The sequence below is a fragment of the Runella limosa DSM 17973 genome (assembly GCF_000482465.1).
GTDB classification, from domain to species: domain Bacteria; phylum Bacteroidota; class Bacteroidia; order Cytophagales; family Spirosomataceae; genus Runella; species Runella limosa.
Genome location: NZ_KI519422.1, coordinates 361,227 through 376,375, shown reverse-complemented (window position 1 = coordinate 376,375; position 15,149 = coordinate 361,227). Strand labels below are relative to the sequence as shown.

The following is a 15,149-nucleotide window of genomic DNA, read 5'->3' as shown; positions in this document are numbered from 1 at the left end:
TAGGAAACGCAAAAGAGACTGTGACCCCGACGGGAATCGAACCCATATCAAGCGTTTAGGAAACGCTTATTCTATCCGTTGAACTACGGGGTCAACACTATTTTTTTACTTCTTCCCATATCAAGCGTTTAGGAAACGCTTATCGGGCGGCGTTCCGTCGGGCGGCGCTCCGCTCTATCCGTTGAACTACGGGGTCAGCTCAATTTTGCGCGAATTTCGAAAAACTATTCCGCAAAATCAAAGTTCGTGAAAGGCATTTCAAGCCAGTTGGGGTAAATCATAAAGTGCTTGTCCTTCACCAAATCAAACATTTTGGCGCGAAGCTCGTCCAAATTCTCTTTGTTTTGGGCCGAAATAAACACGACGTGGTCTGATTTTCCCGTCAAGTAGCTTTGCTTCAACTTCTCCAATACGCTCTCTTTGGTCTGCTCCACTACGACTTCGCCCTCTTCCGTCTCTATCACTTCATCAAACGCCTCTAATTTAGGCTGATAGGCGTCAATTTTATTGAAGACCAAAATCGTTGGCTTATCACCTGCTTTAATCTCGGCCAAGGTCTGATTCACAATCTCGATTTGCTCCTCAAACGACGAATGCGAAATATCCACCACGTGCAAAAGAATGTCCGCCTCCCGAACCTCGTCGAGCGTGGATTTAAACGACTCAATCAGCGTCGTAGGTAGCTTACGAATAAACCCAACGGTGTCGGTCAACAAAAATGGAATATTATCGAGCACCATCTTACGTACCGTAGAGTCCACCGTGGCAAAGAGTTTGTTTTCGGCAAACACCTCTGCTTTCGCCAAACGGCGCATCAGCGTTGACTTTCCTACGTTGGTGTAACCTACCAAAGCAACGCGCACCAATCGGCTCCGTTCCTTGCGGCGCGTCATGCTTTGCTTGTCAATTTTGGCCAATTTATCCTTCAAAAACGCAATACGATCTTGGACGATACGACGGTCTGTTTCAAGCTCTTTTTCTCCAGGACCACGCATCCCTACACCACCTTTCTGACGGCTCAAGTGCGTCCACATCCGCGTAAGTCGGGGATACATATATTGGTATTGTGCCAATTCTACCTGAATTTTTGCTTGGGCCGTTTGAGCACGCATAGCAAAAATATCAAGAATCAACAAACTACGGTCAAGCACTTTTATCTCCTTAAATTCGGCCTCAAGGTTACGCACCTGCGACGGAATAAGCTCATCATCGAAGATAATCATATCCACAGGGTTGTCCGTCACGAAGATTTTAATGTCTTCCAAACGGCCTTTACCAACAAACGTACGATTGTCAGGATGTTCTAATTTTTGGGTAAACGTCTTGACGGTTTGGACACCTAAAGTGGTAGCCAAAAACGCCAATTCCTCTAAATACTCTTGGGTTTGTTCGGGCGACTGTCGTTGGGTAGTGACAGCGACCAAAACCGCTGTTTCTTGTTTTTTTGCAGTTGAATTCATTTACAATTTGTGTTCCCGAATCATCAGGATGATAGTTACTCGCTGTTGTTATAGCGGATAGAAATTAACGGAGTTGATTCTCAGAAAGTTTCTTGGAAAAAGACGAAATTAAGACATTCCGCTGATTTTTTGTAATTTGTCCGTTCGAAATGTCCCCAAAAGTTCAGATTCGCCTCTCCAAGCCTATTTTCTCATGCTTCGTTTTCTAGCCTATTTCGTTGCCTTTTACTTGCTTATTGGGCTAGTTTTGTGGGCGATTCACCCGCTGATTTTGTTTCAACCTACTACATTACCTACCGATTTTCGGTATTCGTTTTCCCAACCTTTTCAAGAACTTACCCTCAAACCTACCGCTGGCGTACAGCTCAACGCACTCTGGTTTCGCACAACTTCGCAACCACGGCGAGGAGTCGTTTTATTTTTTCACGGAAATCGGGAGAATCTTACGCGTTGGGGACGCGAATATTCCACCCGCTTTACTGAACGTGGCTATGACGTACTCATGTACGACTATCGCACTTACGGCAAAAGCACAGGCCCTCGTTCCGAAGCTGCCTTGCACGACGATGCCGCCTATGTATATGATTTTGTCACCAAACAATGTCCCGAAGACTCCGTGGTTGTCTATGGTTATTCGCTCGGCACTGGCATGGCCTCCCGCTTGGCAACCAATCATCGACCTCGGCTACTGATATTAGAAGCGCCTTACGCCAATATCCCTACCCTTTTCCACACGCACGCGCCCATTTACCCCTACGAATGGCTAACGCGTTATACTTTCCGTACCGATAGCTGTTTTCGGTACATTCGCTGCCCCATTCAGCTTTTTCACGGCACCAGCGACCGCGTCGTTCCCTACGCCAACAGTCAGTTTTTGCTTCAAGCTTCTACCTCGACTAACGTTACCCTTACTACAATTCCCAACGGCGCACATCGCGGTTTGGACACTTCTAGTGTGTATCAAAGACGGTTAGATTATTTATTAATAAAAAGAAAATAAATATTGATAAAAAATATTTACATATTGTTTATCAATAAACAATTCCTACTTTTGAAGCAAATCTAAAACCGTACAACCATGACACGTAAATTATTTACCCAAATCGTTTCCGTCTTCTACTGGATTTGCAACCTGTGCATTGCTTTTACAGTTGCCGCCTTTCTATTTCTTCTTTTTTTACAATTATCGGATAGGAAGGAAACACTAAACGTTGGCGATACTATAACATTGTCACAAGGAAGTTTTTCCAAGCCCGTTTTCAACATTCCTATCATTCTTGATTTACAAGAATCATTTATGGACACGACCGTTGTTTTTCGTTCAAAAGCCAATTCTTCCTATTTGCCCGAAACATACCAAGTAAAAACAAGGGGAGATTTCGATGATAATCATTACGCAGAGTCACTTAAAAAACGGAATGAAACTCTTATACAACGTTACCAAAAAGGGCTTGTCTTTCCTTCCGATACGATTGTCACTACTTTTTCTTTGACCTCAGACCGAGTTCCTACCAGTCCGAGCACTTACTTTGAAATAGTCACCCCAAAAGAAGCAAAAGGCTTTTTACGACTAAAAGCAAGTAATATGCCTAATGGTTGGCTTATCGTAGCTTGTGCTTGGTTTAAAGTAATCGTTGAATCGGCACTTTTATTATTTATACTTTTCTGCATCAACCTATTTTTACAGGATATTCGCAAATACGAGATTTTTACTACGGTCAACTTTCGCCGTTTGCGATGGATCAGCCTTAGTTTATTGGCATTCTCGTTGCTAGGCTTCATTGATGGCTTTCGCTCCCATTTATTGGAAAATGAAATTGGCAGAATGGCTACAAATTTTGAGGTGTATCGCAATCAGCTCTCCATGCCAACGCCCTTCAAAATTCGCATAGATAACACCGAAAATTTTACTTTCAATCCACTCCTCCTATTTAATTCTAATTTTTTCATGGGGTTGGCTATCATTATCTTAGCCGAAATTTTCCGCAAAGGCCACGAACTTCAACAGGAACAAGAACTCACTATCTGATCATGCCAATTGTCGTAAACGTAGATGTAATGATGGCAAAGCGTAAAATGTCACTTACCGAACTTGCCGAAAAAGTTGACATAACGCTCGCCAATCTTTCCATTTTGAAGACGGGTAAAGCCAAAGCGGTTCGGTTTTCGACCTTAGAAGCGCTGTGTAAAGCTTTACAATGTCAACCTGGAGATATTTTGGAATACGTCCCCGACTAACTCACGACCAATTGACTCTGCAACCTACGAATCAACATATTGATGGTTCGGCGATTGAGTTCTTCTTCGTCTTGAAGAAAAATCAGGTATTGCGCTGGGTTTAAATGGCCTACAATTGTTCCCAACAACAGGCTCCTAAATTGCAAATCTTTACGAATAATCTGCTCGATATGAGCCAATTGATCTTCGGGCGAAAACCGCTCAAACGCTATTTTTCGCTTTTGAAGGTAATGGCGAAATAGACTCACCAACAACTCATTTTGTGCTTTGAGAATAGGCCGAAGCGTTTCGTTCTGAAACTGCTCGGCAGAGGAAATTATTTGGTTCATTTTTTAAATAATTGATTAGAGGTCGGGTTTTGAGAAACCCTCAACACAGACGCGCATCGGGTTTTGAGAAACCCTCGACACGGTGTGGGTCGGGTTTCTCAAAACCCGACGACCACTGTATTCATTGTATTTTAACCCGTAAGCTGTCAACTATACATTCCCTTTGCGTAACTTTGCGGCAGACAAAACAGCTTTTTATGTCTGAAACAAACATGACTCTATCGCCTAACGCGCTTGCGCAAGAGGCCATCGCATTACTTAAACAACTGATTTCTACTCAGTCGTTTAGTCGAGAAGAAGAAGGAACTGCCGCTTTGATTGAAGCATTCTTCCAACGCAAAGGGATTCCGTTCCACCGCAAAAAAAACAACATTTGGGCTTATAATCGCTATTTCGACGCCAGCAAGCCCACCGTTTTACTCAACTCTCACCACGATACTGTCAAACCGAATCCGTCTTGGACGCTCAACCCGTACGAACCTCTCGAAAAAGACGGTAAGCTTTTTGGATTGGGAAGCAACGACGCGGGTGGTTCGTTGTGCTCGCTCATCGTGACGTTTTGTTACTTTTATGATAACCCTAATTTGACGTACAATGTTGTGATGGCAGCCACGGCCGAAGAAGAAATTTCGGGACGCGAGGGCCTTGAGCTCATAGTTCCCGACCTTCCCCCTATCGACTTTGCCATCGTGGGTGAACCTACCGAAATGCACTTGGCCGTTGCCGAAAAAGGGCTTTTGGTACTCGACTGCATTGCCCACGGGAAATCGGGGCACGCGGCGCGCGAAGAAGGTGAAAACGCCATTTACAAAGCCATTGACGACATTCAGTGGATTCGTTCGTACCAGTACCCCAAAGTGTCTCCTACGCTCGGCCCCATCAAAATGTCAGTAACGATTGTCAACGCAGGGACGCAGCACAACGTAGTTCCTGATTCCTGCAAATTTACCATTGATGTCCGCGTCACTGACCAATATACTTTGGAAGAAATCATTGACATTATCAATAAAAACATCAAATCCGAAATTGCCGCGCGTTCTATCCGTTTGCGCCCGTCGAGCATTCCGATGGAGCATCCTATTGTGCAAGCGGGTGTTCGTTTGGGAAGAAACACCTACGGTTCTCCTACCACCTCCGACCAAGCGCTTATCGACTGCCCATCGCTCAAAATGGGACCAGGCCACTCGGGGCGTTCGCACACGGCCGATGAATTTATTTACCTCCACGAAATTGAGGAAGGTATTGTTCAGTACATCAAGATGTTGGAAGAGGTGATTTTATAGAATTTAAACTTATGGAAACCCGTACACTTGCTGATATTTCTCCCGAACGTGTAGAACAATTGCTCGCTTTCGACCGATTATTAAACATCATGGACGACCTGCGCGCCAAATGCCCGTGGGACAAGAAGCAAACCTTAGAGAGTTTACGCCATTTGACCATCGAAGAAACGTACGAGCTTTCGGATGCTATTTTGGAAAACGACTTGCCCGAAATCGAAAAAGAGCTTGGCGATTTGTTACTTCACATGGTTTTTTATGCCAAAATCGGCTCTGAAATGGCGAACGGCGCGACGTACCGCTTTGACATTAAGAGCGTTTTGCACGGTATTTGTGAAAAACTCATCGTGCGCCACCCCCATATTTATGGCGATGTAGAGGCCGATACCGAAGAAAAAGTAAAGCAAAACTGGGAACAAATCAAACTCAAAGAGGGCAACGGTAAAAAATCAGTGCTAGGGGGTGTCCCTCAATCGTTGCCTGCGCTGGTAAAAGCAATGCGGATTCAGGAAAAAGCGCGCGGGGCGGGTTTTGACTGGGAAGAAAAACAGCAAGTGTGGGAAAAGGTGGAAGAAGAAATGGCCGAGTTTAAGGAGCATTTTAACGCCGAAGACAACTCCGTCATCGACGCCGAAAAAGCCGAAGGTGAATTTGGCGATTTGTTGTTCTCGCTCGTCAATTACGCTCGTTTTATTGATATTAACCCCGAAACAGCCCTCGAACGTACCAATAAGAAATTTATCAAGCGCTTCAATTACCTCGAAAGTCAATCGCGGGCCGATGGCAAACAACTCCACGAAATGACCCTCGCCGAAATGGACGAGTACTGGAACCAAGCGAAAAAATTGTAAGCGTTGTTTTTCAGGCACTTCGTTACTTTTCTTTCAGAATCAAGTCTTTTAAGCAGGTAGAGATTCTTCTTGTTTAAACGACTTGGTTTATGCGTATCAAAAGCTACTTACTCATTCTCGGTTGTTTGTTGTCGTATGTTTCGTCGGCGCAGCTTTCGTTTACGGCGTCGTGGGATTTTGAAAACAATTCCAATGGCAACAGCAACAACCCCAACATCAGCGTTTCTTCTTTAAACATTACTGGAGTGCGGCTTTTGGGCTATCCCGCAGGACAAACGGGCGATGCCGTGAGTCTTCAGTTTTGGCCTACGGGCGAGCTGAGTTCCACTGATTATGCCGAAGTTTCGGTGACATCTCCCAACTACCGTTTTTCGCTTTCTTCGATTTCCTTTAGTTTCAACCGCACCACCGACGGCCCCAACCAAATTGCGGTGCGTTCTAGTCAAGATAATTTCTCCAACAACCTCGGTACGTCTGCCGTGGGTTCGGGTTTTGCGGGATTAAACGCTCCTCTTTTTATTAACGACGCCCAAGGAACCATCACCTTTCGCATTTATGGCTATGCCGCCACCAGCAGCCAAGGGGCACTTCGCCTCGACAATCTACGCATCAACGGCACGGTCATTCTCAATCCACTACCTGTAGAACTGACTCATTTTCAAGGGAAAGCGTTTTTAAATCAAATTGAACTCAATTGGGGGACGGCATGGGAACGCAATTCCTCTCATTTCGACATTCAACGGAGTGCAGATTTAAAAGAGTTTGTAACCATTGGCCGAACGCCTTCCCGAGGCGACCATTTGACCCAAACTACATACCAATTTGCAGACCTAACACCTCTGGTGGGCATCAACTATTACCGCCTCCGCCAAACAGACTTAGATGGAAGTACGGAGTTTTCTAAAATTATTGCCGTAAAAATTGAACCCGAACAGCCCCAAATATGGGTATTTGAAAACCCAACTTCGGCCCAATCCATTCGGATTCGACTACACAAACTTCACCCCACCGACCTAAAGCTTGTGTCGATGCTGGGTCAAGAGATTCCATTTGGCTGGGTTTCGACGGGTTTTGATGAATACATTCTCCAAACCAACGTACCCGAAGGTTTTTACTGGTTAGTTAGCACAAATTATCTTCCTTTGGTCAACAGCAAACTCTGGCTAACCCCAACACCCTAATTTTAAGGATTTAAAAGTAGCCTCGGTAGAGGCGCAACGTTTGTAGAAATTCAAAATAGCCTCGGTAGAGACGCAACATTTGTAGAAATTCAAAATAGCCTCGTAGAGGCACAACATTTGTAGAAATTCAAAATAGCCTCGTAGAGGCGCAACGTTTGTAGAAATTCAAAATAGCCTCGGTAGAGGCGCAACGTTTGTAGTTTTTTTAATTTTTGTTTTGGATGGGGCGCCCGTGCGGAAGCATAACAACGCAACAAGTGCAACCCAACTTTCAAGTTTTGAGTTACTTTTGTAGTCAATCTTTGAGCTACATGAATCGTATCATTTATTTTCCCCTACTCATTTTAGGGCTGTACTCACAGCCTTCTTTTGCCCAAGTCCCTGATACTTTACAAACAGCGCCACCTACTCAGCCTGCAACTTCGACGGGCGATGAAGAGGACGAAGACCCCAACTATGCCGTCGCTGAGGCCGATCAAGACAGCAGTAATCATTTTTACCAAAAGTTTAACGCTGACGGAACCGCTTCGACGGGTAACGTTCAGCGCTTGCTCTTGCAATTTTCGAGTGCGTTGGATTGGAAACCTAATTCCAAATTTAAGCTATCAAGTAGCCCGTCGTTTGTCTATGGAAAACAAGGCGGCCAGCTCACCGAACGAGAGTTTAACGCCGATTTACGCGCTTCGCTTTGGCACCAAAAAATCGTTTATGGGCTGGGTTTTGTAGCTTGGGAACGCAGTAATTTGCGACACATCAACAACCGCTGGTCGCAAGGCGCGGGTGTCGGGGTAAAAATCATTCAGAAAAAACGCGCTTATCTTTCGATAACCAATTTGATTCTACACGAAAATACCGATTTTCTCGAACGTACCGACATTGATGTATGGCGAAATTCGACTCGCTTTTTTGGAGAATTTTCCCCTGGGTCGTCGGGACGTTTTACCATCAATAGTGTGTTGTTTTTACAACCTGCGATTTCGATGCCCAACAATTTTCGCTGGAGCAGCACCCTCGTTTTGGCCTATCGCTTAAACAAAAACATTAGCCTGCGCACAAAATTTGAAGATGCCTACGAAAGCTACGTTGTGCCAGGACGGCAATCAAACGATTTTCGCTGGACGTTTGGGCTTTCCATTGAAAACTAGCCTACATGACTACTAATCAATCGGTTTCCACTTCGCTCCTATTTGTTTACGGCACCCTCATGCAGGGATTCACCAATCCGTTTGCAAAAAAGTTACGCAAAAACGCCCATTGGCAAGGAAAAGCCTCGTTTACGGGTAAGCTTTTCGACTTGGGAAGTTACCCTGGCGCCCTGTTTCTCCCTCATTATAAAGGCATTGTTTACGGGGAAGTTTGGGAAATTTCAGACTTTAACGCCGTTATTCCCAGCCTCGACTACTATGAGGGCATTCATGATTCTCAGCCCGAATACGTACGCGAACCTATTCCTGTTTTACTCGAAACTGGGCAGGTACAACTCGCTTGGTCCTATCTGTATTGCCAACCCACAGACGCTTTTGTCCAAATTAAGCACGGCGATTATCGCCAATGGCTTTTAGACAACAAACAACATTTGTAACTTTCAGGCGTTAAGTCTATTTCCGTCCCTGTTATACCTGTGAATCACTTTAAATATTATTGCTTCTTCTTCTTTTGTATATTAACTGGACAAACCTTTGCCCAAAAGGGATATGTTTTGGGTAAAGTGTTGGATTCCGCTACGGGTAAAGGAGTAAATTTAGCGACCATTACCAACCTCAAAAACCGCGACATGACCCGCACCAATAAAGAAGGCGTGTTCTTTTTGGATGCTTCGGTGGGAGATTCGATTGAGATTGCCAGCCTCACCCACGAGCGGGGGGCTTTTCGTTGGAATGGAAATGCCGACGAAATCGTCTTTCGCTTAAAAAAACTGGACAAAGCCATTGAACTCCCCGAAGTAAGGGTGGCCACCAAACGCGAGCAGCAACTCGAAAAGGAAATCAAACAAGTCCTCGCCGAACCCGAGGCCAAAAAGAATTTATCGTTTGGAGAAGCTGTATCCATGGCCCAGTCGCCCATTACGTTGTTGTATGAGTTGTTTAGTAAATCGGCCAAAGAAGACCGCAAAGTAGCAATGCTCATGCAAGAAAAACGCCGCCGCGACTTGGCCAATTACCGTTTTGGGATGATTGCAGGACAGGCTACCGACCTAAGTGGCGAAAATTTGGAGCGTTTTCGGTATTTCTGCGACTTCTCCGAAGAGTTTTTGCTCTTATCGACCGACTACGACCTTACCTACGAAGTACTCCAATGCTGGAATGTTTACAAAAGAATCAAAAAAAGGCACTAAATAGTTGTACTTTTCAAAGCTTTTTCCGATTATTCGATTCATTTGTATATCCTAATTCAATTTAACCACAAAAAGACTTTATTACCATGAGTGCATTTGCCGAAGTAGTAGAGAAATCTATCGAACAACTTACGGGTGTGGGAGTTGCCGCTGACGAAGCGCTTGTCTCTGCCGTAGCAAAAGGCTTAGGCCCTTCGATTTACAACTTAGATTCTTCATTGGTCGCTGCCTCTGACCCCGAAGAGCTTGAGCGCGTAAAAACAAACTTCTTGATTGGAAAATTGGGCTTGACCGATGGCCCCGAACTCGATGCTGCCATTGCCGAAACCATGGCAACGCTCAAAGGCATAAACCGCAAGCTCCGCGTGGTGGTTTACTATCTTTTGGTGAAAAAATTCGGAAAAGAAGCTATCTATTCCTAAAACACTTTTGTTTTAATCTGACAACAACAGGGCCGACTTTTACGAAAGTCGGCCCTGTTGTTGTAAATAACTCCCCAAATCCTTTTCTAACAAGATGTCGCATTTTTACAATGACGAAAAGATGCGACCCAGTATTTTTACCATTACATTTAAAACGTACCAATTCCATGAAAAAGTCACTATTACTGCTGTCTGTATTCGCCTTGTTAGGCCAACTTAGTTATGCCCAAAGCGCCAAGTCTCGTCTGCTAGCCGATTGGGAACGAGGCAAAAAATTTATGACCGAATACCTAGCCGCCATGCCCGACGATGGTTATGGCTTTAAACCTACGCCAGAGATTCGTACGTATGCCCAGCAGATGATGCACATTGCCGACGCCAACTTCGCCTTTGCTTCTGCCGCCAGTGGAAAAGCCAGCCCGTACCAAGGTTCGGCCGAGAAATCAGCCGATCACTCAAAAGCTACCGTCACCAAAACGGTCATGCAAAGCATTGATTTCACCATTGAGGCACTGAAAGGCGTACCCGATGCTGATTTTGAGAAAAAAGTGAAAGTCTTTGGACAAGAATTAACGGTTGAAAGTGTTTTTGCAAAATCGTTTGAGCACGTATGTCACCACCGTGGACAAACGACCATTTATCTCCGCCTCAAAGGCATTAAACCGCCAGCTGAAGGGTTGTTTTAGAAAGTCGCTTTTTTACAATCACAGTCATAAAAGCAGCCATAGTTTTGTGTCATTATAATCACCCTCATTATCAAAGAGACATGAAAAAGTTGCTTTTACTTTTCCTTCCTGTTTGTTTTTCTTTTGTCGGCGACGACCCCGTTGAAGCGCTGAATGGTTCGTTTAAAATGACAAAAAAGAAATACGGTGACGCCAAAGAATGGACAATCTCCGACGAAAGCCTCGACGTTAAGGTGTTTAAAAATGGGTATTGGTTTAACGCAAAACTTCGACCTGGCAATAAGGAACTAAACGGAATCTGTGGTGGACGATACGACTTAAAAAATGGCAAATACAACGAATACGTGGACTACTACTCGTGGGACTCTACCGCCGTGGGTAGTGTTTACACCATGAATTACAAAGTCAGCAAAGAAGAATACCATCAATACGGAAAAATGAACTCCGTCAAATGGCCTAACTACGATGTCAACGAAGTAAGGACGCGCCTAAATGCTTCGGAGCCACTCAAAAACGATGCGTTGGAAGGCGTTTGGTTGATGCAAGAAGGCTACTGGGGTGGTACAAGTCGCTTTGGGGAAGGCAAATACAAAGGTTTTTCTGTGGTCAAAATCTTCTCCTATCCGCTGGTTGTTTTTGCTTATTACGACGCAGTCAATAAAAAGTTTGATGGAGGCGGGGTAGCTCGCTATCAGTTTGATGGACAAACACTTACTGAAACCAACGAACTATGGAGCTGGAATATGTCGAGACGAGGAAAAACCGAAACGCATAAAATTACGCTCAAAGACGGCAAGCTGATCCAGGAAGGCTGGGAAGGAAAACTAAGAGAAGTATTTGCAAAAGCGAACTAAACAACTCCTTATTTTCTATGAAAACACTATTTTCCTGTTTATTTTTAGTAGCAACAACTGTTGCATTTTTACAAGCACAAGAAAATACGGCAGCTAAATTGTGGACCCCTACTGACCGTCAGTACACACTCGACAACATGAAACGCACGCGGGATGAGTTGGTCAAAGAAACTCAAAACCTTACCCCAGCGCAATGGGCGTTTCACGAGTCGGCCGACCGCTGGTCTATCGGTGAAATTGTGGAGCATTTGGCCCTGTGGGAAATTATTTGGAACCGTGAAATCAGCATTGGGGTTCGGAATAAACCCACGCCTGAACTTAACGCTACGAGCCGCCCCGACAGCTATTACCATGAGTTTATCATGGAAGAAGCTAAACACACTTCTCCCGACTTCACGAAGCCAACGGGATTTATTGATGGCAGAAAGAACTTGACTTTCTTTTTGCAAAACCACGCCATCAATCTTGCCTTTATTGAAAGTACTCAAGCTGATTTGCGGGCACATTTTGAATTTACGGGTACTCCCAACCCCCGAAATATGCACCAAGTGTTGATTTTTCAATGGGGACACGTCGATCGCCACTTACGCCAAATCCGTAAAGTAAAAACGCATCCTAATTACCCGAAATAACTTAAGTATCTGTGCAAAAATAGACTTTCCAAGCTTACTAAGCTACTGAATATCAATACTATAAACCTACAACTTGGAAAGTCTTGTCTAATTCTGCTTAATAACTCATTCCAACCCTCACAATAAAAAAGATGGAAACAACAAAGACGACCGAATCAATCGCGGAACTGACCCGCAAAGGTACTTGCATCGAATTTTTTTCTGCCTATCAAGACCTTGATACCGAACGTATGATTAACCTTGCCACGCCCGAAGCAACCGTATGGTTTCAGCCGCTGGGCGAAGACGGAAAGGGATTATTCCGCGAATTTGGTAAGGCAGTATGGAGTTTACTAATGGATTGCTTTCCCGACATTGACAACACCGTTGATAGTATGTATTCCGAAGACGATGCTGTTACTTGCAAAGTCGCGATTTTTGGAACGCAAGAAAAAGAATTTATGGGGCTTCCTAGCAAGGGATTGAAATTCAACAGTGACCATATTTTCGTTTTTCGTTTTGATGAAAATGACAAAATCACGGATTTAAGTATCAATTGGAATCACGAAAATTTTGTGGCCCAATTGACGGGCGCTTAACCGTTCGATAAATAATAGTTGTTGTTTTTGAGGTTTTTTCCACTAATTCTTAACTTTCGGTAAATCGTGCCTAGCCCATGTTTTACCGAAAGTTTCCTCCACCTGCACATTTACAGTCTTTTGTCGAATGTTTCTACATTTGGGAATACAGTAAAACCCTGTCGAAAGCAATCGCTATTGAATCTCCGCCGACGGGTTTTGCGTCGATTGTCTTTAATTATGGCACTCCCTACCGCGTTACTTCCCAAAAACTAAACGGCGGGCTCGTACCGAAAAATTTCCTAACGGGGCAAGCCACCAAAAGTTATCAGTTACAGCTTTCGGGGCAAATTGGCATGGTGGGTATCGTATTTCGGCCTGCGGGCTTACATACGCTGTTTGGGATGCCGATGTATGAGTTTTCGGACGAGCGCACCAACCTGCGTGATGTGCTGGGAAAATGCGTGGATGAATACAGCGATAAAATAGAAGATGCGGCATCGCACAGTGAGCGTTTGGCGCTACTGGAGCAATTTGTCAACGTGCAATTTCTCCGTAAAAACCCCGTTGCCGACCGTACTGACTTTGCCGCGAACCTGATTGTGGATAAACGCGGACTTATCAACATCAACGATGTCATCAGCGAGCTTTACGTATGCCGCCGACAGTTTGAACGGAAGTTTTTGCAAAAAGTAGGCGTCAGTCCTAAATACTACACTCGCATTCGTCGGGTGGGGCATTTGTGCAACGAATTAGCCCAAAAACGCTGGAAAATAGACGATTGGCAAGACCTTATTTATCATTATGGCTACTACGACCAATCGCATTTTATCAAAGATTTTACTGAATTTATCGGAAAAGCCCCTTCGCTTTACGTAAAAAATAACACAGAACTGGCCAATTATCTCAAAAATTAAAGCCACCCCAACTGAACCGTGGGGTGGCTTTTGGTATTCTAAATCAACGATTTTACACTTTGTCAGGCACAATAAACGGAGCCCGGTACTTACGCGAAAGCATCGCGTTGGCTTCTTTGTCTCCCACAAACTTTTCGGCAGTTGGGTCAAACTTCAGTTTGCGGTCGAGACGATAAGCAATATTACCCAAATGCGCCAATGAAGCCGACAAGTGCGCCGTTTCCACGGGACCATTCAAGAGTTTTTTGTCGTGGGCACGCACAGCATCAATAAAGTTTTGGTAATGGTCGCCGCCTTCTTTGCGAGCAGGGCCTGGCGTACGCTCTTTCCCCAAATACGTTTTATAGTCGTTGTAACCGTTGATAACCATGTAGCCTTTATCGCCGTAAAACAAGTTTCCGACTTCCACGCCATCTTCTTTATTGGTCATCCACGGGCGAACTTCCACCTCAATTACCTTTTTTTGTTTGGGATAAATGTAGGTTGACGTCAACGTTTCGGGCGTTTCTTTACAGTCATTCCACAAAAACTTTCCACCTGCCGACGTAATTTCTTCGGGCAGTCCCACATCCAAGCCCCACAACGCGAGGTCGGTTTCGTGAATCCCTTGGTTGCCAATGTCGCCATTGCCATAGTCCCAAAACCAGTGCCAGTTGTAGTGTACGTAATTTTTACTGAAAGCACGGGCTTGGGCAGGGCCTTGCCACAAATCCCAATCTAGCCCCGCAGGCACGGGCGACGTGGGTTGGTTACCAATATCGGGACGCCATTTGTAAATCAACGCCCGCGCCATATAGACATTCCCAATCAGTCCTTCGCGGAGGTGTTTGATGGCTTCTTGCATGGCCACCGAACTGCGCAACTGCACGCCGTGCTGCACAATCCGATTGTATTTGGTCGCGGCTTCTACGAGCTTGCGTCCTTCATAAATGTTATGACAGCCTGGTTTTTCGACATAGACATCCTTCCCCGCTTGGCACGCCCAAATCGCCGCCAACGCGTGCCAGTGATTGGGGGTAGCGATACTGACGGCGTCGATGTCTTTATCTTCATAGACCTTCCGCAAATCTTGGAACGTCTTGACTTTTTTGTTGTTTTTTTTCTCAAAATCGGCCGCTCTTTCTTGCAACACCACGTTGTCCACGTCGCACAAGGCAGCCACTTCTACGTTGGGTAATTTTGAAAAGCCAGATATGTGGTCTTTTCCACGGCCATTGATACCGATAACGGCCACGCGCACGCGGTCATTGGCGCCAAAAGCACTGGCAGGGATAATAGTTGGAAAGGACAACGAAGCCGTGCCCACTGCCGCCGTCTTGATAAAAGAACGACGAGAAAAAGGTGTGTGTTTCATTGGAGGTCAAGGGTTTGAAATGAACTGCGTGATCGTTTGAAAGAAGTACAGCA

General features: G+C 45.0%; 18 protein-coding genes and 1 tRNA gene. 15 read left to right on the top strand and 4 right to left on the bottom strand.

The window, feature by feature from the left end; translation table 11 throughout:
- Positions 1 to 21 precede the first annotated feature (21 nt).
- Positions 22 to 93 (bottom strand) — tRNA-Arg (locus tag K339_RS0119475).
- Positions 94 to 224: 131 nt separating this feature from the next.
- Positions 225 to 1,460 (bottom strand): GTPase HflX, encoded by a 1,236-nt coding sequence (hflX, locus tag K339_RS0119470; RefSeq protein WP_028525099.1) that lies wholly within the window; start codon positions 1,458 to 1,460, stop codon positions 225 to 227.
- A 193-nt stretch (positions 1,461 to 1,653) separates the two neighbouring features.
- Here hflX and K339_RS0119465 point away from each other — a divergent pair, with 193 nt between their 5' ends.
- The 3 genes from K339_RS0119465 (at position 1,654) to K339_RS0119455 (ending at position 3,698) form a co-directional block, all read left to right on the top strand.
- Positions 1,654 to 2,460 (top strand): alpha/beta hydrolase, encoded by an 807-nt coding sequence (locus K339_RS0119465; protein WP_028525098.1) that lies wholly within the window; start codon positions 1,654 to 1,656, stop codon positions 2,458 to 2,460.
- Between the two features lie 78 nt (positions 2,461 to 2,538).
- The gene (locus K339_RS0119460; protein ID WP_028525097.1) at positions 2,539 to 3,489 is read left to right on the top strand and encodes a DUF2975 domain-containing protein; all 951 of its coding nucleotides are present in this window, start codon (positions 2,539 to 2,541) and stop codon (positions 3,487 to 3,489) included.
- A 2-nt stretch (positions 3,490 to 3,491) separates the two neighbouring features.
- A complete protein-coding gene (locus K339_RS0119455; protein WP_028525096.1) occupies positions 3,492 to 3,698 on the top strand; it encodes a helix-turn-helix domain-containing protein in 207 nt (68 codons plus the stop codon).
- Here the strand turns inward: K339_RS0119455 and K339_RS0119450 are convergent.
- Positions 3,695 to 4,027, bottom strand: a complete 333-nt coding sequence (locus K339_RS0119450; RefSeq protein WP_064750993.1) for a hypothetical protein — start codon at positions 4,025 to 4,027, stop codon at positions 3,695 to 3,697. The genes K339_RS0119455 and K339_RS0119450 overlap by 4 nt on opposite strands.
- Positions 4,028 to 4,224: 197 nt before the next feature.
- On the opposite strand from K339_RS0119450, the gene K339_RS0119445 reads away from it, so the two are divergent.
- The 12 genes from K339_RS0119445 to K339_RS0119385 all read left to right on the top strand — a co-directional run bounded on the left by K339_RS0119445 (position 4,225) and on the right by K339_RS0119385 (position 13,742).
- On the top strand, positions 4,225 to 5,310 hold the full coding sequence (locus K339_RS0119445) for a M20 family metallo-hydrolase (RefSeq protein WP_028525094.1): 1,086 nt from the start codon (positions 4,225 to 4,227) through the stop codon (positions 5,308 to 5,310).
- A gap of 11 nt (positions 5,311 to 5,321) precedes the next feature.
- A complete protein-coding gene (gene mazG / locus K339_RS0119440; RefSeq protein WP_028525093.1) occupies positions 5,322 to 6,158 on the top strand; it encodes a nucleoside triphosphate pyrophosphohydrolase in 837 nt (278 codons plus the stop codon).
- Between the two features lie 89 nt (positions 6,159 to 6,247).
- On the top strand, positions 6,248 to 7,339 hold the full coding sequence (locus K339_RS0119435; protein ID WP_028525092.1) for a hypothetical protein: 1,092 nt from the start codon (positions 6,248 to 6,250) through the stop codon (positions 7,337 to 7,339).
- A 311-nt stretch (positions 7,340 to 7,650) separates the two neighbouring features.
- On the top strand, positions 7,651 to 8,484 hold the full coding sequence (locus K339_RS0119430; protein ID WP_028525091.1) for a DUF481 domain-containing protein: 834 nt from the start codon (positions 7,651 to 7,653) through the stop codon (positions 8,482 to 8,484).
- A 5-nt stretch (positions 8,485 to 8,489) separates the two neighbouring features.
- A complete protein-coding gene (locus K339_RS34215; protein WP_064750992.1) occupies positions 8,490 to 8,921 on the top strand; it encodes a gamma-glutamylcyclotransferase family protein in 432 nt (143 codons plus the stop codon).
- 39 nt (positions 8,922 to 8,960) lie between these two features.
- Entirely contained in the window at positions 8,961 to 9,674 is a 714-nt protein-coding gene (locus K339_RS34210) for a hypothetical protein (protein WP_157607661.1), read from the top strand.
- Positions 9,675 to 9,760: 86 nt separating this feature from the next.
- A complete protein-coding gene (locus K339_RS0119415; RefSeq protein WP_028525090.1) occupies positions 9,761 to 10,096 on the top strand; it encodes a DUF2853 family protein in 336 nt (111 codons plus the stop codon).
- Positions 10,097 to 10,263: 167 nt separating this feature from the next.
- Entirely contained in the window at positions 10,264 to 10,782 is a 519-nt protein-coding gene (locus K339_RS0119405) for a DinB family protein (RefSeq protein ID WP_028525088.1), read from the top strand.
- A gap of 80 nt (positions 10,783 to 10,862) precedes the next feature.
- The gene (locus tag K339_RS0119400) at positions 10,863 to 11,636 is read left to right on the top strand and encodes a hypothetical protein (RefSeq protein WP_028525087.1); all 774 of its coding nucleotides are present in this window, start codon (positions 10,863 to 10,865) and stop codon (positions 11,634 to 11,636) included.
- A 17-nt stretch (positions 11,637 to 11,653) separates the two neighbouring features.
- Complete coding sequence (locus K339_RS0119395) at positions 11,654 to 12,268, top strand: DinB family protein (RefSeq protein WP_028525086.1); 615 nt, start codon at positions 11,654 to 11,656, stop codon at positions 12,266 to 12,268.
- Positions 12,269 to 12,399: 131 nt separating this feature from the next.
- Entirely contained in the window at positions 12,400 to 12,846 is a 447-nt protein-coding gene (locus tag K339_RS0119390; protein WP_028525085.1) for an ester cyclase, read from the top strand.
- A gap of 77 nt (positions 12,847 to 12,923) precedes the next feature.
- Positions 12,924 to 13,742, top strand: coding sequence for a DUF6597 domain-containing transcriptional factor (locus K339_RS0119385; RefSeq protein WP_028525084.1), 819 nt, complete (start codon positions 12,924 to 12,926; stop codon positions 13,740 to 13,742).
- Between the two features lie 52 nt (positions 13,743 to 13,794).
- Here the strand turns inward: K339_RS0119385 and K339_RS0119380 are convergent, their stop codons facing one another.
- The gene (locus K339_RS0119380) at positions 13,795 to 15,096 is read right to left on the bottom strand and encodes a Gfo/Idh/MocA family protein (RefSeq protein ID WP_028525083.1); all 1,302 of its coding nucleotides are present in this window, start codon (positions 15,094 to 15,096) and stop codon (positions 13,795 to 13,797) included.
- Between the last annotated feature and the right edge of the window lie 53 nt (positions 15,097 to 15,149).

Excerpts from the sequence above, each read along its gene's own strand:
- hflX (WP_028525099.1), bottom strand. The coding sequence starts at position 1,460 with ATGAATTCAACTGCAAAAAAACAAGAAACAGCGGTTTTGGTCGCTGTC.
- K339_RS0119465 (WP_028525098.1), top strand. The coding sequence starts at position 1,654 with ATGCTTCGTTTTCTAGCCTATTTCGTTGCCTTTTACTTGCTTATTGGG.
- K339_RS0119460 (WP_028525097.1), top strand. The coding sequence starts at position 2,539 with ATGACACGTAAATTATTTACCCAAATCGTTTCCGTCTTCTACTGGATT.
- K339_RS0119455 (WP_028525096.1), top strand. The coding sequence starts at position 3,492 with ATGCCAATTGTCGTAAACGTAGATGTAATGATGGCAAAGCGTAAAATG.
- K339_RS0119450 (WP_064750993.1), bottom strand. The coding sequence starts at position 4,027 with ATGAACCAAATAATTTCCTCTGCCGAGCAGTTTCAGAACGAAACGCTT.
- K339_RS0119445 (WP_028525094.1), top strand. The coding sequence starts at position 4,225 with ATGTCTGAAACAAACATGACTCTATCGCCTAACGCGCTTGCGCAAGAG.
- mazG (WP_028525093.1), top strand. The coding sequence starts at position 5,322 with ATGGAAACCCGTACACTTGCTGATATTTCTCCCGAACGTGTAGAACAA.
- K339_RS0119435 (WP_028525092.1), top strand. The coding sequence starts at position 6,248 with ATGCGTATCAAAAGCTACTTACTCATTCTCGGTTGTTTGTTGTCGTAT.
- K339_RS0119430 (WP_028525091.1), top strand. The coding sequence starts at position 7,651 with ATGAATCGTATCATTTATTTTCCCCTACTCATTTTAGGGCTGTACTCA.
- K339_RS34215 (WP_064750992.1), top strand. The coding sequence starts at position 8,490 with ATGACTACTAATCAATCGGTTTCCACTTCGCTCCTATTTGTTTACGGC.
- K339_RS0119415 (WP_028525090.1), top strand. The coding sequence starts at position 9,761 with ATGAGTGCATTTGCCGAAGTAGTAGAGAAATCTATCGAACAACTTACG.
- K339_RS0119405 (WP_028525088.1), top strand. The coding sequence starts at position 10,264 with ATGAAAAAGTCACTATTACTGCTGTCTGTATTCGCCTTGTTAGGCCAA.
- K339_RS0119400 (WP_028525087.1), top strand. The coding sequence starts at position 10,863 with ATGAAAAAGTTGCTTTTACTTTTCCTTCCTGTTTGTTTTTCTTTTGTC.
- K339_RS0119395 (WP_028525086.1), top strand. The coding sequence starts at position 11,654 with ATGAAAACACTATTTTCCTGTTTATTTTTAGTAGCAACAACTGTTGCA.
- K339_RS0119390 (WP_028525085.1), top strand. The coding sequence starts at position 12,400 with ATGGAAACAACAAAGACGACCGAATCAATCGCGGAACTGACCCGCAAA.
- K339_RS0119385 (WP_028525084.1), top strand. The coding sequence starts at position 12,924 with ATGTTTTACCGAAAGTTTCCTCCACCTGCACATTTACAGTCTTTTGTC.
- K339_RS0119380 (WP_028525083.1), bottom strand. The coding sequence starts at position 15,096 with ATGAAACACACACCTTTTTCTCGTCGTTCTTTTATCAAGACGGCGGCA.